20 protein-coding genes and 1 tRNA gene are annotated in these 21,752 nt (G+C 57.5%); 6 read left to right on the forward strand and 15 right to left on the reverse strand.

Annotated features, from left to right (window positions below):
- Position 1: 1 nt before the first annotated feature.
- The 4 genes from G7069_RS00965 (at position 2) to G7069_RS00980 (ending at position 4,698) form a co-directional block, all read left to right on the forward strand.
- A complete protein-coding gene (locus tag G7069_RS00965) occupies positions 2-271 on the forward strand; it encodes an HPr family phosphocarrier protein (RefSeq protein ID WP_166293390.1) in 270 nt (89 codons plus the stop codon).
- Positions 271-1,989: a phosphoenolpyruvate--protein phosphotransferase gene (gene ptsP / locus G7069_RS00970; RefSeq protein ID WP_166293391.1), complete on the forward strand. Its 1,719-nt coding sequence runs from the start codon at positions 271-273 to the stop codon at positions 1,987-1,989. Before G7069_RS00965 ends, ptsP begins: the two co-directional genes overlap by 1 nt.
- A gap of 124 nt (positions 1,990-2,113) precedes the next feature.
- Positions 2,114-3,472, forward strand: coding sequence for a magnesium transporter (gene mgtE, locus G7069_RS00975; RefSeq protein ID WP_166293392.1), 1,359 nt, complete (start codon positions 2,114-2,116; stop codon positions 3,470-3,472).
- The gene (locus tag G7069_RS00980; RefSeq protein ID WP_166293393.1) at positions 3,472-4,698 is read left to right on the forward strand and encodes a TIGR03862 family flavoprotein; all 1,227 of its coding nucleotides are present in this window, start codon (positions 3,472-3,474) and stop codon (positions 4,696-4,698) included. Before mgtE ends, G7069_RS00980 begins: the two co-directional genes overlap by 1 nt.
- 17 nt (positions 4,699-4,715) lie before the next feature.
- Here G7069_RS00980 and G7069_RS00985 read toward each other — a convergent pair whose 3' ends face one another.
- Positions 4,716-6,650 (reverse strand): LTA synthase family protein, encoded by a 1,935-nt coding sequence (locus G7069_RS00985; protein WP_166293394.1) that lies wholly within the window; start codon positions 6,648-6,650, stop codon positions 4,716-4,718.
- 130 nt (positions 6,651-6,780) lie between these two features.
- Between G7069_RS00985 and G7069_RS00990 the strand changes: the two genes are divergently transcribed.
- A complete protein-coding gene (locus tag G7069_RS00990) occupies positions 6,781-7,479 on the forward strand; it encodes a response regulator transcription factor (RefSeq protein WP_166293395.1) in 699 nt (232 codons plus the stop codon).
- Positions 7,476-8,672, forward strand: coding sequence for a HAMP domain-containing sensor histidine kinase (locus G7069_RS00995; RefSeq protein WP_166293396.1), 1,197 nt, complete (start codon positions 7,476-7,478; stop codon positions 8,670-8,672). The genes G7069_RS00990 and G7069_RS00995 overlap by 4 nt, the downstream gene beginning before the upstream one ends.
- 10 nt (positions 8,673-8,682) lie before the next feature.
- Here the strand turns inward: G7069_RS00995 and G7069_RS01000 are convergent, their stop codons facing one another.
- The 14 genes from G7069_RS01000 to G7069_RS01070 form a co-directional block, all read right to left on the reverse strand.
- Positions 8,683-9,654: a copper resistance protein B gene (locus G7069_RS01000; protein ID WP_166293397.1), complete on the reverse strand. Its 972-nt coding sequence runs from the start codon at positions 9,652-9,654 to the stop codon at positions 8,683-8,685.
- Positions 9,651-11,450 (reverse strand): copper resistance system multicopper oxidase, encoded by a 1,800-nt coding sequence (locus G7069_RS01005; protein ID WP_166293398.1) that lies wholly within the window; start codon positions 11,448-11,450, stop codon positions 9,651-9,653. The genes G7069_RS01000 and G7069_RS01005 overlap by 4 nt, the downstream gene beginning before the upstream one ends.
- Before the next feature lie 571 nt (positions 11,451-12,021).
- A tRNA-Lys gene (locus G7069_RS01015) sits at positions 12,022-12,097 on the reverse strand.
- Positions 12,098-12,129: 32 nt separating this feature from the next.
- Positions 12,130-12,822, reverse strand: coding sequence for a 7-cyano-7-deazaguanine synthase QueC (gene queC / locus G7069_RS01020; RefSeq protein WP_166293400.1), 693 nt, complete (start codon positions 12,820-12,822; stop codon positions 12,130-12,132).
- On the reverse strand, positions 12,819-13,493 hold the full coding sequence (queE, locus tag G7069_RS01025; protein WP_166293401.1) for a 7-carboxy-7-deazaguanine synthase QueE: 675 nt from the start codon (positions 13,491-13,493) through the stop codon (positions 12,819-12,821). Before queE ends, queC begins: the two co-directional genes overlap by 4 nt.
- 49 nt (positions 13,494-13,542) lie before the next feature.
- Positions 13,543-14,316 carry a tol-pal system protein YbgF gene (ybgF, locus tag G7069_RS01030; protein ID WP_166293402.1) on the reverse strand — a complete coding sequence of 258 codons (774 nt, stop codon included), beginning with the start codon at positions 14,314-14,316 and terminating at the stop codon, positions 13,543-13,545.
- Positions 14,317-14,330: 14 nt separating this feature from the next.
- A complete protein-coding gene (pal, locus tag G7069_RS01035) occupies positions 14,331-14,864 on the reverse strand; it encodes a peptidoglycan-associated lipoprotein Pal (RefSeq protein WP_166293403.1) in 534 nt (177 codons plus the stop codon).
- A gap of 21 nt (positions 14,865-14,885) precedes the next feature.
- Positions 14,886-16,157, reverse strand: coding sequence for a Tol-Pal system beta propeller repeat protein TolB (gene tolB, locus G7069_RS01040; protein ID WP_240912597.1), 1,272 nt, complete (start codon positions 16,155-16,157; stop codon positions 14,886-14,888).
- Between the two features lie 96 nt (positions 16,158-16,253).
- Positions 16,254-17,156, reverse strand: coding sequence for a TonB C-terminal domain-containing protein (locus G7069_RS01045; RefSeq protein WP_166293404.1), 903 nt, complete (start codon positions 17,154-17,156; stop codon positions 16,254-16,256).
- Positions 17,153-17,596 (reverse strand): ExbD/TolR family protein, encoded by a 444-nt coding sequence (locus G7069_RS01050; protein ID WP_166293405.1) that lies wholly within the window; start codon positions 17,594-17,596, stop codon positions 17,153-17,155. Before G7069_RS01050 ends, G7069_RS01045 begins: the two co-directional genes overlap by 4 nt.
- Positions 17,597-17,600: 4 nt before the next feature.
- Entirely contained in the window at positions 17,601-18,335 is a 735-nt protein-coding gene (gene tolQ, locus G7069_RS01055; RefSeq protein WP_240912684.1) for a protein TolQ, read from the reverse strand.
- A gap of 5 nt (positions 18,336-18,340) precedes the next feature.
- Positions 18,341-18,751, reverse strand: a complete 411-nt coding sequence (gene ybgC, locus G7069_RS01060) for a tol-pal system-associated acyl-CoA thioesterase (protein WP_166293407.1) — start codon at positions 18,749-18,751, stop codon at positions 18,341-18,343.
- Positions 18,748-19,788 carry a Holliday junction branch migration DNA helicase RuvB gene (ruvB, locus tag G7069_RS01065; protein WP_166293408.1) on the reverse strand — a complete coding sequence of 347 codons (1,041 nt, stop codon included), beginning with the start codon at positions 19,786-19,788 and terminating at the stop codon, positions 18,748-18,750. Before ruvB ends, ybgC begins: the two co-directional genes overlap by 4 nt.
- Positions 19,789-19,826: 38 nt before the next feature.
- Positions 19,827-21,722 carry a potassium transporter Kup gene (locus G7069_RS01070; protein ID WP_343162594.1) on the reverse strand — a complete coding sequence of 632 codons (1,896 nt, stop codon included), beginning with the start codon at positions 21,720-21,722 and terminating at the stop codon, positions 19,827-19,829.
- Positions 21,723-21,752 lie beyond the last annotated feature (30 nt).

Consider the following 21,752-nt stretch of genomic DNA (forward strand, 5'->3'; position numbering starts at 1 on the left):
CATGATTGAACGCGACATCCAAGTCATCAACCAACTGGGGCTGCATGCACGTGCAAGCGCAAAGCTTGTGCAGTTGGTGTCGGGCTACCGCTCTGAAGTGATGATGGCCGCCAAAGGTCGAGACATCAATGCAAAAAGCATCATGGGTGTGTTGATGCTCGCCGCGGGCGTGGGCACGACCGTCCATGTACGCGTGAACGGCGAAGACGAGGTCGCGTGCATGGATGCCATTGAAGCCCTCTTCAACCGCTATTTCGACGAGGGCAGCTGATGCGTCGCGCCTTCTCAGGAATTCCGGCATCTCGCGGCATCGCGTTGGGGCGCGCACGCGTGCGCATTCCGCATGCACTTGAAGTACAACGCGAAACAATCAAGCCCGAAGAAGTCGATGCGGAAATCGAACGCGTTCACAGCGCCATCGCCTTTGTTCGCGCGGAAATGCACGACTTGCGTCAACGTCTGCACGGTGCTTTGGCGCACGAGATTGGCGAGTTTCTCGATCTGCACGCACTGTTGTTAGACGATCCAGAGCTTTTGCAAGGTCTGGATACGCTCATCCGAACGAAACGCTACACCGCCGACTACGCCCTGCGAAAACAGCGCGATCGTGTGGCCAATGTGTTCCTGAGCATGGACGACCCTTACCTGCGCAGTCGCATTGACGATATTGATCAGGTCATCGGTCGACTGCACGCCGCTTTGCATCGACGCGATGCAGAACTACACGGCATTGCCGGCGACATTTTGGTGACCGACGTCGTGACGCCCGCAGAAATTGCGCAGTTGCAAGCGCAAGGCGTGTTGGCCGTGATCACCACCATGGGCAGCCAGCTGTCGCATACCGCGATCTTGGCGCGCAGTTTGCATTTGCCTTTGATTGTGGGCGCAACACAAGCGCTCACCAAGACCAATGACGGCGATGTGTTGATTGTCGATGCCTTGGAAGGGCATGTCATACGCGAGCCTGATCAGGCCGACCTGACCGCGCACCGTAAGCGCGTCGACGCCTTCAAGCGCGAACGCAAGCAATTAAACCGGCTTCGTCGTGAGCCGACCCGAACACAAGATGGCGTCGACATCAAACTGTGGGCCAATGCGGAGTCGAGAGAAGACATCGCAGAAGCACATGGCTTAGGTGCGGCCGGTGTGGGACTCTATCGAACGGAATTTTTGTTTCTGGGTACGCACGAGATCCCGGACGAAGAGAAGCAGTTCAATGCGTATCGCGATGCGGTGTTGGGCATGACGGGTCGCACCGTCACGATCCGAACGCTTGACCTTGGCGCAGACAAGTCGGATGACACCGGTCTCGCACTTCGTGATGAACCCAATCCGGCATTGGGATTACGCGGCATCCGCCTATCGATGGCCCGCGAGAAACTGTTTGATATCCAACTGCGCGCAATTGCGCGTGCATCGGCCTATGGACCCGTTCGCGTGCTCCTGCCGATGATCACCTCTCGTGAAGAGGTGGTGTATGCGGCACGGAAGCTGGATAAAGTTCGGAAGGCTTTGGCGGACAAAGGCGTCGCCGTTGCGGAGTCGATTCCGCTCGGCACCATGATTGAAGTGCCAGCGGCCGCGATTGCCCTACCGCTCTTCATTTCCAAAGTGGACTTCTTGTCGGTCGGCACCAACGACTTGGTGCAGTACCTTTTGGCCGCAGACCGTAACAACGATGCCTTGGGTGATTTGTACACGCCGATGCATCCCGCTTTCATACGCATGCTGTCTGAAATCGTACGCACGGCAAGAAAGGCAGGTAAGCCGGTGTCGATCTGTGGCGAAATTGCGGCGGATGAAGCCTTCGTGCCCATGCTCTTGGCCCTTGGCATTGAAGAGCTCAGCATGCATCCCGGCAGCATTCTCACCGTGCGCAAGGCGATTCGCGCGATCGATCATGCGCAATTATTGCAGTCGGGTCGCGCGTTATCGCGCGCGGTTGATCGTGAAGCAATCTCCCGCTGGATGGCACGACATACCGGTTAAGGGTTCACAGCAGGCAGCTCTGCTGGGATAATGATTCGATGACTAGGTAATCCCGTCGCGCCGCCGGCTCGACACCCGCCCGCGACGCGCCCAAAGGCACGCTGCATCTCACAGGACCCGTGCCATGGCAGAAGCGCTCCGCCACGACAAGCCTGCACGCCAACTCCGACTGTTGTCGGACGCGCTGGACAGCGGCCGTCTCGGCCCTGTGCGTCGCCTTGTGCATTCGCTGTCGCCCGCGGAAATCGGCAATCTGCTCGAGTCACTGCCGCCGAACAAGCGCAGCGTGGTGTGGGGCCTGGTCGATCCGGATGATGACGGTGAAGTGTTGGTGCACGTCGGTGACGAGGTGCGCGAAAGCCTGATCGCCGACATGGACCAAGACGAGCTGATCGCGGCCGTCGAAGACCTCGATCTCGATGACTTGGCGGATCTCGCTGAAGACCTTCCGGATACCGTGATCGAGGAAGTCTTGAAGTCGATGGATCGCGAGAATCGCGAGCGCCTCGAACAAGTCTTGTCTTATGACGAAGACACCGCCGGCCGTTTGATGAACCCCGATGTGGTGACGGTGCGCACCGACACCACAGTCGACGTGGTGCTGCGCTATTTGCGCCTACGCGGCGAATTGCCGGATCACACTGACCATATATACGTCGTCAGCCGTCGTCACCAATATTTGGGTCGGATCTCGCTGCAAAGCTTGCTCACCCGCGAATCCAGCACACCGATTAACGAATTGATCGACGACGAGCAACCCGCGATCTCGGTGGATGAAACCGCAGAAGAAGTGGCACGTCAGTTCTCTGACCATGACTGGATCTCTGCGCCTGTCGTCGACGACGGCAACATTTTGCTCGGCCGCATCACCATCGATGACGTGGTCGACATCATTCGCGACCAAGCGCAGCACCAAGCCTTGTCTGCGGCCGGTTTGGATGACGAAGAAGATTTGTTCTCGCCCGTGCGCCGCGCATTTCGTCGCCGGATGGTGTGGCTGGGTGTCAATTTAGGCACCGCCTTCCTTGCCGCGTCGGTGGTCGACCGGTTCCAAGGCACGATCGAAAAGATCGTCGCTTTGGCCGTGCTCATGCCGATTGTTGCGGGCATGGGCGGCAACGCCGGCACGCAGGTGCTGGCCCTGATGGTGCGCGGCTTGGCCTTGGGTCAAATTGGTGCGACTAATATTCCTGTCCTCGTGTGGAAAGAACTTCGCATCGCCTGGATCAACGGTATTGCACTCGGTACGACCCTCGGCTTAATCGTGTTGTTATGGTTTGGCGACTGGCGCCTGTCTTTGGTCATTGGCTCTGCACTCACCATCAACCTCACCTTTGCGGCCTTGGGCGGCGTGTTTGTGCCCGTCACCTTGAAGCGAATGGGTTTTGATCCCGCCTTGTCCGGCGGCGTCATTCTGACCACGATCACTGATGTCATGGGCTTCCTCACCTTCTTGGGCTTGGCAACGTTCTTACTCATCTGATGGGACACGCAGCTCGGATTGCAATCATCGGTGGGGGTCCGGCAGGTCTCATGGCTGCCGAGTGTGCGCGCGCTGAAGGTGCAGAGGTCCATCTGTATGACCATAAAAGTTCGGTGGGCCGCAAGGTTCTGATTGCAGGGAAAGGCGGTCTCAACCTGACCCACTCCGAACCGCGACCGCAGTTCGACCAACGCTATCGGGAACGCACCACAGAAGTCGGTCAATGGCTCGATGGATTCGATGGAGACGCCTTTCGCGAATGGGTCCACGCGTTCGGTATTGCGACGGTGGTGGGCAGCAGTGGCCGCGTGTTTCCCGAAGACTTAAAAGCGGCGCCGCTGTTGCGCGCATGGGTCAGGCGCCTTAAAGCAGACGGCGTGCACTTTCATGTGGACGCGCGCTGGCTCGGCTTCGATGCCAATGGCGCATGTCTTTTCAGAACCAAGGATGCATCGCTGGTAGACAGCTTCGACGCGGTGGTTCTGGCACTCGGTGGCGGCAGTTGGCCAGAGCTCGGGTCCGATGGACAGTGGACGCACTATTTCGACAATACCGCGGTCAAAGTACGCCCGCTCCTGCCGGCAAATTGCGGCTTCGAATGCGCGTGGAGTACGCACTTCACATCGCGCTTTGCCGGGCACGCATTGAAGCGCGTGCGCGCACTTTGTCTTGAGTGCAATGATCCGGCCGCAGCGCGCATCGGTGAATGCGTGATTTCAACTTATGGTTTGGAAGGCAGTCTGATCTACGCGCTCTCCGCGTCGCTCCGCGATCAAATCTTGGCCACGGGCCATGCAACACTTGAGTTGGATTTGCAGCCCGATGTCGATCGCGCAACACTCATCCATCGGCTGCTTCAGCCGCGTGGCGGGCGTTCGTTGGGCGAGCATTTGCGCAGAAAAGGCGGCTTGAATGCCGTTCAAGTCGCTCTGGTGTTTGAACAACTGGGCAAAGGCGATCACAGCGCAGACGCGTGCGCGCAAGCCGTCAAACACTGCCAAATCATTTTGCGTGCCGCGCGCCCTATCGAAGAAGCGATCAGCAGCGCAGGCGGTGTCGCCTTCGACAGTCTCACAGACGACCTCATGCTCGCTGCGCGACCCGGTGTGTTCTGTGCCGGGGAAATGATCGACTGGGAAGCGCCCACCGGTGGCTACTTGCTGACAGCTTGCATGGCCTCAGGCAAGTTGGCGGGGCAAGCTGCCGCCCGTTGGGCGAAGCAATAGCGTCGGCGAAAAGCGTTTTAGCGATGCACAGCTGCGTCGTCGGTCCAGCGCATCGAACCATCCGCAAAGGCAGCCGCAGCAGTTTGATAGTCGCTGATGGCCTGCAGGGTCGACTTGGGATCTTCCGCAATGACTTGCTGCGATTGATCGCCGCCCAACGAGGGACGCAAACTCTCGACCTTGCGATGTGGCGACAATTGCACCAATCGGTCCGGCTTCAAGAATCCGAGCAGTTGATACGTCCCCACAAATGCGCGCGCCTCACCCGGCGACGCTTGCAGCACGTCCACGCCATAGAAACGACTGACGTAATCCATCCCCAGTACGCCGAGCAACGTGGGCGGAATGTCGATTTGACTCACCATGCGATCGACGCGACCTGGTGCGACATGGCCCGGCGAATAGATCCACATCGGAATGTGGTAACGAAAGACCGGCAATGCCGATTTTCCCGCACTGGATGCGCAGTGGTCAGCAGTAATCACAAACACCGTATTCGCAAACCACGGCTTGCGCTTGGCGCGGCGAATGAAATCACCAATTGCCCAGTCGGTATAGGCCACCGCGCTCTCACGCTTGCCTTGCGGCCAAGGACCTCGTCCGCTGGGGAACGTATACGGGCGATGATTCGAAGTCGTCATGACATGTGCAAAGAACGGGCGCCCGGCTTTGTCGTCGGCATCAAAGCGATTCAACGCCAGGGTGTATAAGTCTTCGTCCGCAACGCCCCAGATATTTTCATGATGGATGGCTTTGTCTGGAATCTCGGTACGGTCGTGGACGTCGTAGCCATTGTTCGAGAAGAAGTAGTTCATGTTGTCAAAGGCGCCGTAGCCGCCGTACAAGAACTGCGCGTCATACCCTTTCGCACGCAACACATGACCCAAGCTGAAAAGACCTTCGTTGTGTGCACGTTTAACAATCGACTCGCCCGGTGTCGGCGGCACTGACAGTGACAGCGCTTCCAGGCCACGCACTGTTCGCGTTCCTGATGCCCACAGACTTGAGAACACCAAACTCTGCGGCGTCAGCGAATCCAAGAACGGCGTCAACGACTCTTTACGGCCATATGTGCCTGAGAAGTCAGCTGACAAACTTTCCACGCTGATCAAAACGACATTGAGGCGACGCTCAGGCATCGCATTGTGGATGCGGCGTTCGATGCCATTTGGATGCAGAAAAGTGGCGTCGGGTGTCGCAACTTGTTCGCGCACGGTTTGCCACGCATCTTCCATGGGCACCGTGCGGTAATAGCGATTGAAATCCAGCGAAGCATTTCTGTACGCCGCGAAAAATTGATAGATGCCGTTCCCGGCCAGCTCGTTGACATAGGCATTCGCACTTCGGTCCTTCATGTCGGCGCTCAGCAGCGCAGTTGCAAGCAGACTGACGCCTAGCCAGATTGCAGGCACGCTTGCACGCAGCAGCAGACCTGCATCGTCACGCTCAATACGTCGCCAGCGACGTGTGGTGAAGAAGATCACCAAGCTCACGGCGGCCAATGTCAGCAGAATCATGCCCACCGGATACGACTGGCGGATGTTGCCGATCACCTCCGTCGTATAGACCAGATAGTCAACCGCAATAAAATTGAAGCGCGCCTGAAACTCATCCCAGAACGTCCATTCGGCTACGGCAACAAAGAGCATCGCAGCAAGCAGCAATAGACACGCACCACCAACGACCCCCTTCACCCATCGATGGTGCATCCAACGTCGCGGCATGAGCCACAACAGGAGCACGATGGGCCAGGTGAAATACACCATGGTCACGACGTCGTAGACGCACCCCACACCGAACACATACAGCGCATTGCCGATGCCATGACCCACGCCGGTGCCGGTGACCCACAAGAGCGCGGCACGGGTCACCAATGAGACGGCGAGAAAGCACGCGCAAACCCAAACCAACGGTCTGAAGCGACCGGACAACAGCATGCGTAGTTGAGACATCGGGGCCCACGGTGAGAGGATTCGTCGCCATTCTGCGAATCGCCCTGTAATGCGCGCTCAGCCCAATCTCAGTCAGTTGTTAAACTCCGACTGCGGGCTTTGGCACACTTGTAGCACTGAGGGAGCACAGATGTCACAGTCAGACGGAACCGCAGCGTGTGCACGGGTCTTGGTGATCGAAGATCAGCACGACATCGCGGCCAATATCTGGGACTTCCTGGAAAACCGCGGTTACCAAGTGGACCACTGCGCAGATGGCAACACGGGCCTTGCACGCGCACTGCACTCTGACTTTGACGCCATCGTCTTGGACATTGGATTGCCGCGAATGGATGGCTTGATTCTGTGCAGAAAGCTTCGGGAAGCGGGCCATGGTGTGCCCGTCATCATGTTGACCGCGCGAGACACGCTGGACGATAAGTTACGTGGCTTTGAGGAAGGCGCGGACGACTATCTGGTGAAGCCTTTTGAGATGCGCGAACTTGAGGCCCGCATTCGCGCCCTGCTTCGCAGCAAATCTGGCGCCCCACCCGCAGCGTCGATCGGCGGCTTGTCTTATGACGCCGCATCGCTCACCGCTGAACGTGAAGGCCGGCGCATCCCATTGACGCGTCTGCAAGGCGCCGTCTTGGGTTTGCTGCTGGAAGCGTCGCCACGTATCGTGCGCTATTCGACCTTCTTTTCGTCTGCTTGGCCGGACAGCGACGGCGACCTGCCGGCATTGCAAACGCAAATCTATGAGCTTCGTACCTTGGTTGATAAACCCTTCGAATCAGCATTGATTCACACCGTCCGCGGCGTTGGCTACCGACTGGAGTACGTGAAGTGATTTCGAAACTTCCGCTACGCAAACGCGTGACCCTCGCCTTCTTGATGCTGGGCTTTGCGCTGAGTACCGTGTTCTCGGTTGCTGTGATCCTCATTACAGAAGATTACGAACACGTGATCGCGAGCGAGATCTTGCAAGGGCAAGCTGAGGACTATGCGCTGCGCAAGGCAAATAATCTTTCGGTCGAACTACCGCAGACGCAACGTCTCAGTGGTTATGACGCGAAAGACCCCGATGTTCCCGAAGCCTTGGCTGCACGACCGCTGGGTGTGAGTGAAGATGAACGTCGCGACGGTGTCCACATCGGCGTCTTCAACACTTCGGTGGGTCGATTGGTATTTGTCATTGATCTGAGCGACATCGAACGCTTGGAACAACATCTCAATATCTTTCTCGCCGCTTTGATCTTGGTCGGCACGTCTGTGGCCGGTTGGCTGGGATGGCTCTTAGCCGGCACCGCGTTGAAACCTGTTCGAAAACTCGCAGATCAAGTCGATGCCCTGCCCGTCAGTCCGGTGCGTTCCCAGCTGGCCGCTGACGTCAGCGAAGACGAAGTGGGCCAACTTGCACGTGCCATCGACAACTACCAAGCGCGATTGTCCGATGCGGATTCACGCGAAAAAGCCTTCTTTGCCGACGCCAGCCATGAACTTCGCACGCCGCTCTCCGTCATCCAAGGGGTTGTCGACGTGATGCAAGATGACGCCAATGCAAGCCCTGCCACGCAGTCGCGTGTGCAACGGCTGTCACGTGGTGTCAACGACATGCGCAACTTGCTTGAAGCGATGCTGTCGTCGGCGCGGCTCACACCCCTGAAGACAGAAGCCGTCCCTGCACAGACATTCTTGAAACAGGCCGGCCAAGAAGCACTCTCCGGCAAGCCCGGTATTCAGTTGCGCGTGGATGCCGACGGCGACATACACGCGGCACGCCTTGAATCGCGATTGCTGATGGTCGGACTCGCACAGAAACTTGTGCAACCGTATATCGAAGGAATCTTGCACATGCAGCGATCGGCCACCGGGCTCAGCTTGCACTTTGAAACTGATCCGCCACAAGCAGTCGAAGCTGCATCAACACCGGATCGTTCCGATACCGGTACGGGTTCTGCACTGATGGATCGACTTGCCAGCCGACTTGGCTGGCAAATCACGTTCCATACCAACGATCGAATCGATATTCGACTCGACTGAGGCGCGACACTTAGAACCAGACGCGCACACCCGCGACCACTTGCGTGTCGTTGATGCGTTCGCCATTGCTTCGATGCAGGTCTGCAGTCCGGCCAAACGTCCAATGGCGCACGACGCCCACGTAGGGCGCGAATTGGCGCGTGAACGCATAGCGCAGACGCAGACCCGCTTCTGCCGAACTAAGGCCCGAACCAATGCCTCTTCGCACATCGTCTTTGCCATATAGATTTAGCGACACCATAGGTTGCAAGATCAGGCGATTGCTCAGCAGCACGTCGTATTCCGCTTCCAGCTCGAGCGCAGTTTGTCCTGCTTGACCGATATAGGCCGTCGCGCCCACTTCAAACTTGTAAGGCGCAACGCCCATAATGCCGATCGCCGCGAAGTCTTGTGAACCGTTGGGATGATCGTCATGCCGCACGCCGGCGACGAGGTCCCACCAAGGGGCGATTGCACGTCCATAAAGCACTTCGACATTGGCCGATGCCGTGTGCGCACTGACGCGCTCGCCTTCGGTGCGTAACCACAGCTTGTTTAGGTCCGTGCCGATCCACGCTTGCCCTTCCCATGCAAAGCCGGTGCCTTCGTCTGAATCAAATCCTTCCAGGCGATTGAACACCACCAAAGATTGAATCGTGTTGTCGTGTGCGGGATGCGCATGTGCGGGTGGCTTTGCTGCCGCACGATCCGCGTCGGTCAATACAGGGATGGGCGTCAGCGGCGTGTCCGCCACCGCTGTGTCATGACCCATGGCCGAGTGGTCCATCTTTGAATGGTCCATCTTTGAATGGTCCATCTTTGAATGGTCCATCTTCGAATGGTCCATCTTCGAATGGTCCATCTTTGAATGATCGACATTCTCAGTCGCTTCCTTCGCAGGTGGCGCAGACATTTGATGGTGTGCATGATCTTGTGCAACTGCTTCACGCGTCGCCAATAGCGCGACCAGTGCACATGCAAGTTGGGCGATTCGAATGCTCATTCTTCTACCCTCACTTCGCGCATCATGCCGGCTTCCATGTGGTAAAGCAGATGGCAGTGATAGGCCCAACTTCCCAATGCATCTGCGCGCACGCGATAGCTGCGCTTCGTGCCCGGCGGCATATCAATGGTGTGCTTCCTCACCATGAACTGTCCGTCCTCATCTTCAAGATCGCTCCACATGCCATGCAAGTGGATCGGATGGGTCATCATCGTGTCGTTGACGAGCACGATGCGAAGTCTTTCGCCATAGTTGAATCGCAAGGGCGTCACTTCAGAGAACTTCTGTCCGTTAAAGCTCCAAGCAAAACGCTCCATATGCCCCGTCAAATGCAACTCAACATCGCGACCGGGTTCGCGGCCATCGGGGTCGGCAAACGTGCTCTTCAGCATTGAATAGCTCAATACCTTCCGGTCGTTGTCGCGCAAACCTATGCCCGGGTCATCCAACTTTGGTGTAGGCGTCATCGTTTGCATGTCGACCAAAGGATTCCCTGTTTCGCTCGCGGGATGCGTTTGCATGCCAGCGCCACTGCCGTGATCCATACCGGCCATGGCAGACATGTCATGCCCCGAGCGATCCATGCCTGCCATCGACGACATGTCGTGCCCGGAATGATCCATGCCGCCGTGACCCATATCAGCCATGCTCAAGATGGGGCGCGGATCCACCGATGGAATGGGCGCGCGCAGACCTTCTCGTACTGCGAGCGTGCCGCTGATGAAACCGGTGCGTCCCATATCTTGCGCAAAGATCGTAAATGCATCTTGTCCGGCGGGTTCGACAATCACGTCGAAGGTTTCTGCCGTCGCGATACGGAACTCATCGACCGTCACCGGATGCACGTACTGACCATCGGCCGCAACGACCTTCATTTTCAAGCCAGGAATACGCACATCGAAATGCGTCATCGACGAGCCATTGATGAATCGCAAGCGGATTTTCTCGCCGGACCGAAACACGCCCGTCCAATTCCCAAGCGACGTCGTGCCGTTCATCAAATAGGTATAGGTATTTGCGTTGACGTCTGACAAATCGGTCGGCGTCATGCGCATCTTGCCCCACATCTTGCGGTCGTCGAGAGTGGCGGCCAATCCCTTGCGCTCGACATCATTGAAAAAATCACCGACCGTGCGTTTTGAATGGTTGTCGTAATCCGACATCTTCTTCAGCCGTCGGAACAGCGCCGCAGGATCCAAGTCAGTCCAATCCGTTAGCATCACCACGTAGTCGCGATCAAACGAAAACGGTTCAGGCGCAACTGGATCAATCACCAAGGGGCCGTACAAACCCGCCTGCTCTTGGAACGCCGAATGGCTGTGGTACCAGTAAGTGCCGCCTTGATTCAAAGTGAACTTGTAGTGGTAGGTGTCACCCGGATAGATGCCGTCGAAACTCATCCCCGGCACGCCATCCATATTTGAAGGCAGCAAAATGCCGTGCCAATGAATCGATGTTTGGCGGCCGTGAATCGAACCTTCAGGCAATGCATTCTTGACGCGCACGTTTACCGTCGTGCCTTCACGCCAACGCAAGAGCGGTGCCGGCAGTGCACCATTCACCGTGATGGCCGTGCGCGTACGGCCCGTGAAGTTCATCGGCGTTTCGCCAATCAAAAGATCAAAGTCGGTGCCGGAAAGTACTGCGGCTTGGCCGGGGCTATTGAGCGCCCAAAGTGACCTAGGCCAAAGGCCAAAGCCTGCAATCGCGCCGCCTACGGCAAGGCCTTGTACAAAACGACGACGCGAAGGCAAGAAGGGCCCATCGGCATCTCGACCGGAAAAATCGGAAGACATAACTACTCCATAAATACGTCAACGAAAAGCTGCCATTGGTCGGCAGCCCAAATGACTGTGTCGGCGCAATCGCAAACGCACGCACAGCACTGCGGGCGATGCATCGCCCGTGAGTCGGTTAAACGATCGGAGGTCGTATCAGATGAAGCAAGTCGGGCGCCGGGTGCGCCAAATTCATGCCGCGCACTTGAAGGGTGTGCGCGAAGGTCGGCGGCGTCAGTAAGGGATCAGTCAATGCCGCCTGTGGCGCATGCGGGCATGCGCATGCGCAGTGCGTACCGTTGCAGCCGTCGTGGCTTGAATCCGTGTCAGCAGGCCCCGCAGGTGTGTGCGTGGCATGGTCGGCCGATGTCATCGCGTCCGTGTGCTCGGCACAGCACGCGTCAGTATCAAGCGATGCGGATTGAGACGCCATTGCATGAACATGCGTTGCAGCTACCGCCGTCGCCACACCGTTAAAGGCGAGCGAAACACTCAGCAATATACGGAGTAACCGTGCGCGAAACGTCATGGCTCAACTATAACCGGATAGAAAAACACGGGCGTTGATGCGGTTCAGCTTTGCGAGAAATGGTGGGTCGTGATGGATTCGAACCATCGACCAGCGGATTAAAAGTCCGATGCTCTACCGACTGAGCTAACGACCCAAGGCTCTCGCGAGAGCCGCAAATTGTAGCATTCAGATTACGTAGTGTGTAGGGTCTGGAATCCCTGCGACCGCAAATCCGTCTGCTCTGAGCTTGCAAGCATCGCAATGGCCGCATGCGCGACCCGCTGCATCTGCCTTGTAACAGCTGACCGTTTGCGAAAAATCAACGCCCAACTCGACGCCCGCGCGCGCAATATCGGCCTTCGACAGCTTCATCAACGGCGCATGAATCTTGAAGCGCGTGCCTTCCACGCCGGCCTTCGTCGCCAGATTGGCCAAGGCTTCAAATGCTGCGATGAATTCCGGGCGGCAATCCGGGTAACCCGAATAATCCACAGCATTGACGCCGCAGAAGATGTCATGCGCGCCCAGCACCTCGGCCCATCCAAGCGCCGCGCTCAGCATCAAGGTATTGCGCGCGGGCACGTAAGTGCTTGGGATGGAATCCCCAATCACATGGCCATCGTCATCGGTCGGCACGTCAATATCGGCTGTGAGCGACGAACCACCGATGCTCCGCAGATCAATTCCCACCACCTTGTGCTCGGACGCACCCAAGGCACTCGCAACACGGCGCGCTGCATCCAGCTCAGAGGCGTGTCGCTGGCCGTACTGCACACTCAAGGCCACGCAATCGAAGCCCTGTGCTTTAGCCATCGCCAGCACGACCGCAGAATCCATGCCGCCGGACACCAGCACAACGGCTTTTCCTTGTTCGCTCATCGGCCTTGCGCCTCACCCCAGAGTTCTTTGTGCAATTGCATTTGAAATTTGACCGGCAAGCGTGCGTCGATGATCCACTGCGCCAGATCAGCCGGTGCAATCTGCGCATAGCTTGGCGAGAACAAGACATCGCACTTATCGACCAACTGCTGCGATGCCACGATACCCACGGCCCAATCAAAATCTTCGCGACTGCAGATCACGAATTTGATCTGATCATTCGACGTGAGCTGCGCCATGTTGGACCACAGGTTGCGCGCGACTTCGCCAGAACCCGGCGTCTTGATATCGACAATGCGCGACACGCGCGTGTCGACGTCGGAGATATCAATCGCACCCGAGGTTTCTAGCGAAACCACATAGCCTGCGTCACACAAGCGCGTGAGCAAATGCACGCAACGTTTCTGCGCCAAAGGCTCGCCACCGGTGACGCAGACGTGGCGCACGCCGTAGTCGCGGACAACCGCAAGGATGTCGTCGATCTCTTGCCATTCGCCGCCATGAAAGGCGTAGGCCGTGTCGCAATACCCGCACCGTAAGGGGCAGCCGGTCAGGCGTACGAACACCGTCGGCCAGCCCGCATCGCGTGCTTCGCCTTGCAAAGAGAGGAAAATTTCAGTGATCCGCAACCGCGTCTGTGACACGGTCGCGGCGTCGATCGCAGCGTCCATCCGACCATTTTACCGTTTCCCCTCGCCACGCTGGCCAGGGGACCGGCTTCTAAGGCGTGCTTTTCAGCTTGAACTGCGCCTGCTTGGCCGCATCGCTGCCCGCGTAGTTTTGAACGACACGCTTCCACGTGGCCTTCGCTTGGGTCATTTGCTTCATTTCCGCCTGGCTCATGCCCAGCTTGAGCAGTGCCCCACCCGCCTTGTTATGCGTCGGGTGTGCTTGCGCGAGTTCTTTGAATTGTGCTGCTGCCAAGGGATAGTTGCCCGTCGCGTAGTAGCTTTCGCCCAGCCAATATTGCGCATTCGGTACTAGCGACGACTGCGGATAGGCCGACAGGAAGGCACGGAAACCGCGCGCTGAAGCCACGTACTGCCCCGCTTTCAACATTTTCATGCTTGCGTCGTAATCGGCCTTCTCGTTGCCGGTGGTCGCAGCCACTGGTTCGGGGGCCGCTTCGGTTGCTGCGGGTGCAGATTTCTTCGGCGTGCTTGCGGCCGGCGCCTGCACGACGCCTTCGTTGCCGCTCGCGCCGCCTTGCGACGGTGTGCCGCCTTCCAATCGCGTTAGGCGGCCATCCAAATCGAGATACTGGTTGCGTGCGCTTTCACGTGCCTGCGCGTCGGCGTTGCGCAGCTCTTCAATTTCGCCGCGCAACATCCGAACTTCTTCACGCAATACGTTGACCTGTTGCACCAACTCCATGCGTGCCGGATCTTCAGCCTGCTTGAGTTCGATGGCCGTCACGCGTTCGGCCAAACTCTGCCTTTGCGCCATGGCCGGTGTCGCCAACAGCATCAAACCCACAATGAACAAGGAACGCATGGAATGCTCCGTCCTTACGGCGTCAGATAGTTGATTTCAACGCGACGATTCTTAGACCAGCAAGATTCGTCCGGCGCACGGCAGGTCGGTGCTTCTTCACCGTAGCTGGTGAATTCAATTTGGCTGCTTGAGGCACCCAGCGCGCTCATCACTTGACGCACGCTCTTTGCGCGGCGTTCGCCCAAGGCCAAGTTGTATTCGTTGCTACCGCGTTCGTCGGTATGGCCATCGAGTTTCATGCGTGCCGTCGGACGATCGCGCAGATACTTTGCGTGACAACCGATCGCGGCTTGGAACTCAGGCTTAGTGATGTCGGAATCCAAATCGAAATACACGACGCGATTGCGCAGGCACACGTCACGATCCAAATCTTCAGGCGTGTAGCTACCCAGAGGCGTGGTGCTTCCGGTATTGCCTTGCTGTGCACCGGTGTTTGCGCTGTCGTCTACAACGACCGGACCTTCAGCAGGCTTGGTCTTCTTGCCCGAACATGCCGCAATGGCGAGGCAGGAACCGATGATCAGTACGGGATAAATCTTGGACTTCATTTCAAGCTCCAACAAAAGGGATCAGGGGGAGTTCTTGCGCAGGTTCGACCAGGCGGGGTCACGCCCGGACACCGGAAGACGTTCTTTCACACGGCCATTTGAGGCCGACACATGCAATGCATCGCCTGCGCCTTCGCGCGAGCTATAGGCCACCATGCTGCCGTTCGGTGCCACGGTGGGCGACGAATCCAAGCTGCCTGATGACACAACATTCCATTGCGCGCCGGGCTTTTCTTTGTCCATGACAGCAATTCGGTAAGCGCCACCGGTGCCTTGGCTGACGGCAATCACTTGACCGTCAGATGACACGGCCGGGTCGGCGTTGTATTCGCCTTGGAAGGTCACGCGCGATGCGCTGCCACCATTGGCCGACATCCGATAGACCTGCGGACGACCACCGCGATCTGAAGTGAAATACACGCCGTCAGACGACACGGCAGGGCTGGTATCAATGCCGAGTTGCTGTGTGAGTCGCGTGGCACCACCGCCACCTGCACCGATCACGTAAATGTCCGGATCGCCATCTTTAGAAAGCGACACATAGATGCGCGAACCGTCCATCGAAAATTCGGGCGCTGCATTGACGCCCTTGAATGCCGCGATCGTGGTTTCACCACCTCCATCGACATTGCGGACCTTCACTTCGCTATTGCCACTCGCGAAGGACACATACGCAATCTTGCTTCCGTCAGGACTCCACGCAGGCGACATCAACGGTTTGTTAGACGAATCCAACACACGCACGTTGTAGCCGTCCGCATCGGCAATCGCCAAGCTGTAGCGCGCATTGGCGCCCGTACCGCTGGATTGGATAAATGCTAATCGCGTCCAGAATGACCCTGGCTTGCCCGTGACTTTCAAATACACGTCATCGGCGATTTGATGCGCGATATCTCTGGCTGCATTGGCAGATGAAGTTTTCGCGAAGCCTAAGACGCGCGTCTGTTTGGACACATCGAACAATTCGTATTCGACGCGCAAGCCGCCGCTCACGCGCCCGATCAGAATGAAATCTTGCCCTGCGTTTTGCCACGCTTTGAAGTCGATGTCGCTGGCATTGACGGGCTTCTGCGGCATGTTCACCACAGGCATCGACTTGAAATGCCCTGAGCGATTCAGATCGGCAGCGATCACCGCTGCAACATCTGCTTCGCCGGCGCCGCCGCTGAACGGCACCACTGCAATCGGTAAGGCCTCATCGCGCCCGCCGATCAGGTCTACCTGCGGGTTTTGCTGGGCATTGGCGCTTGCAGCAGCCATGCAGAGCAACGCAAAAGACAAGATTCGCTTCATGAAGATTTTTGTTCCTTGAGCAGAGTTCGAGGTTAACGAATACGGCCAAGATTGGCTGAACCCGCGTTCAGAGTCGGGGGGACAATACCGCCCACCTTACTTCGAGGGATAGAAATTCACGGTGAAATCGCGGGCGTAATCGTTCTCAAAGCCCTTGAATGGCAATGGGCTCGCCTTCATCACGGCGTCCTGCACGCTTTGTTTCGCAGAAGCTGAATACGGGCACGATGATTGCACGTTGGCGGAAATCACTTCGCCGCCCGGAATGATGCGAATTCGAATCGGACAGGCCTGATCATTGGGAATGCCATCCGGGCGTATCCATTGGCGTTCGATTGCTTTTGCCACGGCGTCCAGCCAACGCTTTTGATTGCCGGTGCTATTGCCCGATGCCTCACCTTTGCCAACGGAAGATTTTGTGCCGGTTGAAGATTGTCCTTTCGGATTGCCAGCTGTTGTCGCCGTGCTACCGCCCGTGATGTCTTTCAATTGCTCAGCGCGCATACGCGCCATCGCGTCCGCACGGGCCTTTGCGGCACCTGTGGGTTGCGTGGTTGGCTGAGGCGTCACGGGCTTTTCTATTTTCTTGTCAGCAGGCTTGGTGACGACAGGCTTGGTCGGTATCGGCTTAGGCTGCGGACGCGTCTCGGGTGCCGGTTTTTTCGCCACAGGCTCGGGTGTGGGTTGTGGCAGCGTTTCTTCCACTGTGTCTTGCACCGGCGTCGGCATCACTTCCGGCTCGATGACTTCAGGTGGCGTCTCGACAGGTGTCGGCATGGGCTCGCCGGCCAAGGGTTGTGGTGCGCCGGTAATGGCGGCCTGCGTTTGCGCGGGCAAATCACCAAACTTCACCATGCTGGCTTCGATACCCGCATCACCGCCTGCACTGTCGGATTGCTTCACCGAATGCCAAGAAAACAGCAATGCCGCAAGAATGACCGCGTGCAATAAAACAGATGACGCGGTACCGCGAAGCGTGTCGTGTTTCTTCGGCTTCATGGCGCTCGAGATTGCGACGGCACACTCATCAGTCCGGCCTTGGTGACGTGTGCTTCGGTTTGCAGCATCGATAAGACGTCGTACACGGTTTGATAGCTCGCACTGCCGTCGGCTGCGACGTAGACCGGCGCATCCGGATTCGCCTTGGCAAATGCAGAGACGCGGGCCACCACCGCCTCGCGCGATAAAGGTGTATTACGCAATTCTTCTGCTGTTAGAAACAGCTCACCCGCAGCGTTCACGCTCACAATCGCAGGCTGCGTATCGGTCTTGATCGTGCTTGCTTTCGATTGCGGCAGATCGACATTCACGCCCAGATTCAACAGCGGCGCGGTCGCCATGAAGATAATCAAAAGCACCAGCATCACGTCGATATACGGCACGACGTTGATCTCAGATTTCAATGTGCGCTTACGACGGCGCGTATGACGTACGCCCATGCCTTTAGTCCGGCAGCGGCGAGTGACGCTGAAGAATGGATGAGAACTCTTCGGCGAAGGTGTCATAGCGTGACGCGATGCGTTCTACGCGCGTGGCATACCGGTTGTAGGCCCATACCGCGGGAATGGCCGCAAACAAACCCATGGCCGTCGCAATCAATGCTTCAGAAATACCGGGCGCAACGGTGGCAATCGTGGCTTCTTTCAACTTGGCCAAGCCCTGGAAAGAAATCATGATGCCCCACACCGTACCGAACAAACCGATGTACGGACTGATTGAACCGACGTTTGCTAGAAATTCGAGATTGTGTTCCAGACCATCCAATTCGCGCGCGGTCGTTGCGCGCATGGCGCGCTGTGCAGCTTCAATCTGCATACGGCTATCGACATTGCCACGCTGCTGCAGGATGCGGCGATATTCGCGCATGCCGGCTTCAAAGATGGATTCCATGCCCATGCGATTGTCGCCTTTGCGTTCGGCGTCCGATTGCAGCTTGGCCAAATCAGCACCCGACCAAAAGCGTTCTTCAAATGCCTCGGCCTCGTCCATGGCGCGATCAATCACACGCTTTTTGCGAAAGATAATGGCCCACGATGCGATGGACACAAAGAGCAAGATGCCCATCACCAGTTGCACGGGAAAAGAGGCATGCAAGATCAGTTGTACGAAATCGATGCCTTGATCAGACACCGGCGATTGCGCGGGAAGCGCTGCGTTCACCACTTCCTGCAAACTCATACCACTCATGCATGCCTCGGTTTTTTCAGGGTTTCAATCAGAGCCTCCGGCACCGCCATCGGCCGGAATGATGCAGCGTTGACCGATGCGATCCGTACGTCTGCCTCGACCAACACTACACCGTCACGTTCGACTGTTTGATTAACGCGCAAACTGGCGCCCCGAAACTCGGTCGGTGTCACCGTAATCACAAGCGCGTCATCCAAGCGCGCGGGGCTGCGGAAGTCCAGATGCATCGCGCGCACCACAAAGCACACGCCAAACTCGGATTTCAGCCAGTCTTGACCACCGACTTGTGCGCGCACCCATTCACTGCGCGCACGTTCCATAAACGCGAGGTATTGCGCGTGATACACGACACCACCGGCATCGGTGTCTTCCCAATAGACCCGAACCGGCCACTCAAAACGGTTCACGCGCCGGACTCGTCAGCATCGAATAAATCGGCCGCAGGGGTTTTCGGTTTCAGACCCAAGTGGCGATACGCGCGTGGTGTCACCATGCGGCCGCGCGCGGTGCGAATGATGAAACCTTGTTGAATCAAGTAGGGCTCGATCACGTCTTCCAAGGTGCCGCGTTCTTCACTCAGTGCCGCGGCCAGAGATTCAACACCGACCGGCCCGCCATCGAAGTAATCGATGATGACGTTCAACATGCGGCGATCGAGTTCGTCAAAACCCTGTGCGTCGACCTTCAACATCGCCATCGCGGCATGCGCGACATCGCTATCGATATGACCTTCTGATTTCACTTGCGCGTAATCGCGCACGCGCCGCAGCAAACGGTTGGCAATGCGCGGTGTGCCACGCGCGCGACGCGCGATTTCTGCCGCGCCTTCCGGTGCGCACTGGATACCCAAGATCGACGCAGAACGCCGCACGATTTGCGTGAGCTCAGCCACGTCATAAAACTCAAGTCGCTGCACGATGCCAAAGCGATCACGCAAGGGTGCGGTCAGCAAACCTGCGCGTGTGGTGGCGCCCACCAAGGTAAACGGCGGCAAATCGAGCTTGATCGAACGCGCAGCGGGCCCCTCCCCGATCATGATGTCGATCTGGAAGTCTTCCATCGCGGGATAGAGCACTTCTTCCACGACGGGTGACAGTCGATGGATTTCGTCGATAAACAGCACGTCGTGTGGCTGCAAATTGGTGAGCAGGGCAGCAAGATCGCCCGCGCGTTCAATCACAGGCCCTGACGTCACGCGCAGATTGACGCCGAGTTCGTTTGCGATCACGTGCGACAGGGTGGTCTTACCGAGCCCTGGCGGCCCGAAAATCAAGACGTGATCCAAGGCCTCGGTGCGAGATTTCGCCGCATCGATGTAGATCTGCATTTGCTCCCGCACCGGCGCCTGGCCCAAGTAATCGGCTAGGCGCGAGGGCCGGATTTTGGCCTCGCTCTGATCGTCTTCGCGGGTTGCGCCCGCGGCTATGATGCGTTCGTCACTCATACGAGGATTGTGACACGCGGCCGTCGCAACAGCCGCGATCAGATCCGGACTTGCGCGCCCAGTTCCACCAAGCGGTTAGACGGAATACGGAAGAAGCCCGTGGCAGGCGCCGCATTGCGGTGCATGAGCGCGAACAGCTTGTCGCGCCACACCGGCATACCACGATTGGCACTGGCCAGAATGGTTTCGCGACTTGCGAAATAGGTGGTGTCCATCGGATCGATGCACATTTCACCCATGTCCGCGCAACGCATTAGCGCTTGTGGCACGTCGGGCGTTTCCATGAAGCCGAAACCGACGACCATCTTGTAGCAGCCATCCCCCACACGCACGATCTTCAGTCGTTGCCCGGCATGCGCATACGGCACGGTCAGCGATTCAACGGTGAGGAACACATTGCGCTCATGCAGCACTTTGTTGTGCTTCAAGTTATGTAGCAAGGCATGCGGCACGACACCTTTGTCGGCGGTCATGAAGACCGCGGTGCCCGGTACGCGAACAGGCGGCGACAACATCAAACCGTCGAGGAAGGTATCGAGCTGAATCCCTTCGCTTTGCATTTCAGCACGCAGCAATTCGCGGCCACGGCGCCATGTGCGCAGCAAGGTAAAGACGCCCAAGCCCAACAGCAGCGGGAACCATGCGCCATCGAAGAACTTCACGCCGTTCGCGATGATGAAGGCAATTTCTACCAAGCCAAAGAGCACGCAGAGCGGGATTACCCACGTGCGCTGGCGCGGCCACAAGCGATAGGCGACGAGGCCCAATAGCAAGGTGTCGATAAACATGGTGCCAGAGACGGAAATACCGTAAGCCGTGGCCAAACGTGTTGAGTCGCGGAACATCAATACCAACACGATCACCGCAATCATCAAGAACCAATTGATACCCGGCACATAAATCTGGCCAATGGTGTCGCTGGAGGTGTGGCGGATTTGCATGCGCGGGATATAGCCCAATTGCATCGCTTGGCGCGCCACCGAATAGGCGCCCGTAATCACAGCTTGTGACGCCACCACAGCAGCCGCCGTCGCCAAAACCACCATGGGAATGCGCGCCCATATCGGCACCGCTTCAAAGAATGGATTTGACACACTTTCCGGATGCGACAGGATCAAGGCGCCCTGTCCCAAATAGTTCAACACCAAACACGGCAGTACGAAGAAGTACCACGCATAGCGAATCGGACGTGCACCGAAGTGGCCCATATCCGCATACAGTGCTTCGCCACCTGTCACCGCCAACACCACGGCGCCCAAGATGAAGATGCCGTGCCAACCGTGGTCGATGAAGAAGTTCATGCCCCAAACGGGATTCAGCGCCTTCAAGGTTTCGGGTGCCTTGGTGATGTTCATGACGCCGATCACTGCGATCGACAAAAACCACATCACCATGACCGGGCCGAACACTTTGCCGACTTTCGCTGTGCCAAAACGCTGCGCAGCAAACAACGCGACCAAAATCACCAAGGCAATCGGCACTACCCAATGCTTCAAGGCTGGTGCAGCCACGCCCAAGCCTTCCACTGCAGAGAGCGTCGTAATGGCAGGCGTAATGACACCATCACCAAAGAACAGGGATGCACCGAAAATACCGAGGATGCCAACGGCATACGCCGAACGAGAGGTTTTTGGCAGCGTGCGTTGCGCCAAGGCCATCAAAGCCATGATGCCGCCTTCGCCTTCGTTGTCCGCGTTCATGATCACGGTGACGTACTTCAAGGTCACGACGATCATGAGCGACCAAAACGCCAAGGACAGCACGCCCAAGACGGTGTCATGGTTCGCAACGAGACCATAGTGTTCAATGAAGGCTTCTTTCATCGTGTACAGCGGCGACGTACCGATATCGCCAAACACGACGCCCACTGCACCCATTGCTAAACCGGCGAGACCACCTTTTGCATGCCCATGTGTGGCATTTGGATCATGCAATTCGTTTTTCGGAACAATCGACATCTATAA

This window comes from Lysobacter sp. HDW10, from assembly GCF_011300685.1.
Taxonomy (GTDB): domain Bacteria; phylum Pseudomonadota; class Gammaproteobacteria; order Xanthomonadales; family Xanthomonadaceae; genus Solilutibacter.

What these genes read in the sequence shown, in the direction of transcription:
- G7069_RS01005 (WP_166293398.1), bottom strand. Translation starts at nt 11,450, where the DNA reads ATGTCTTCCGATTTTTCCGGTCGAGATGCCGATGGGCCCTTCTTGCCT.
- pal (WP_166293403.1), bottom strand. Translation starts at nt 14,864, where the DNA reads ATGAAGTCCAAGATTTATCCCGTACTGATCATCGGTTCCTGCCTCGCC.
- ruvB (WP_166293408.1), bottom strand. Translation starts at nt 19,788, where the DNA reads ATGAGTGACGAACGCATCATAGCCGCGGGCGCAACCCGCGAAGACGAT.
- tolB (WP_240912597.1), bottom strand. Translation starts at nt 16,157, where the DNA reads ATGAAGCGAATCTTGTCTTTTGCGTTGCTCTGCATGGCTGCTGCAAGC.
- queE (WP_166293401.1), bottom strand. Translation starts at nt 13,493, where the DNA reads ATGGACGCTGCGATCGACGCCGCGACCGTGTCACAGACGCGGTTGCGG.
- queC (WP_166293400.1), bottom strand. Translation starts at nt 12,822, where the DNA reads ATGAGCGAACAAGGAAAAGCCGTTGTGCTGGTGTCCGGCGGCATGGAT.
- ptsP (WP_166293391.1), top strand. Translation starts at nt 271, where the DNA reads ATGCGTCGCGCCTTCTCAGGAATTCCGGCATCTCGCGGCATCGCGTTG.
- G7069_RS00965 (WP_166293390.1), top strand. Translation starts at nt 2, where the DNA reads ATGATTGAACGCGACATCCAAGTCATCAACCAACTGGGGCTGCATGCA.
- G7069_RS00980 (WP_166293393.1), top strand. Translation starts at nt 3,472, where the DNA reads ATGGGACACGCAGCTCGGATTGCAATCATCGGTGGGGGTCCGGCAGGT.
- G7069_RS01045 (WP_166293404.1), bottom strand. Translation starts at nt 17,156, where the DNA reads ATGAAGCCGAAGAAACACGACACGCTTCGCGGTACCGCGTCATCTGTT.
- ybgF (WP_166293402.1), bottom strand. Translation starts at nt 14,316, where the DNA reads ATGCGTTCCTTGTTCATTGTGGGTTTGATGCTGTTGGCGACACCGGCC.
- tolQ (WP_240912684.1), bottom strand. Translation starts at nt 18,335, where the DNA reads ATGAGTTTGCAGGAAGTGGTGAACGCAGCGCTTCCCGCGCAATCGCCG.
- G7069_RS01000 (WP_166293397.1), bottom strand. Translation starts at nt 9,654, where the DNA reads ATGAGCATTCGAATCGCCCAACTTGCATGTGCACTGGTCGCGCTATTG.
- G7069_RS00985 (WP_166293394.1), bottom strand. Translation starts at nt 6,650, where the DNA reads ATGTCTCAACTACGCATGCTGTTGTCCGGTCGCTTCAGACCGTTGGTT.
- G7069_RS01050 (WP_166293405.1), bottom strand. Translation starts at nt 17,596, where the DNA reads ATGGGCGTACGTCATACGCGCCGTCGTAAGCGCACATTGAAATCTGAG.
- mgtE (WP_166293392.1), top strand. Translation starts at nt 2,114, where the DNA reads ATGGCAGAAGCGCTCCGCCACGACAAGCCTGCACGCCAACTCCGACTG.
- G7069_RS00990 (WP_166293395.1), top strand. Translation starts at nt 6,781, where the DNA reads ATGTCACAGTCAGACGGAACCGCAGCGTGTGCACGGGTCTTGGTGATC.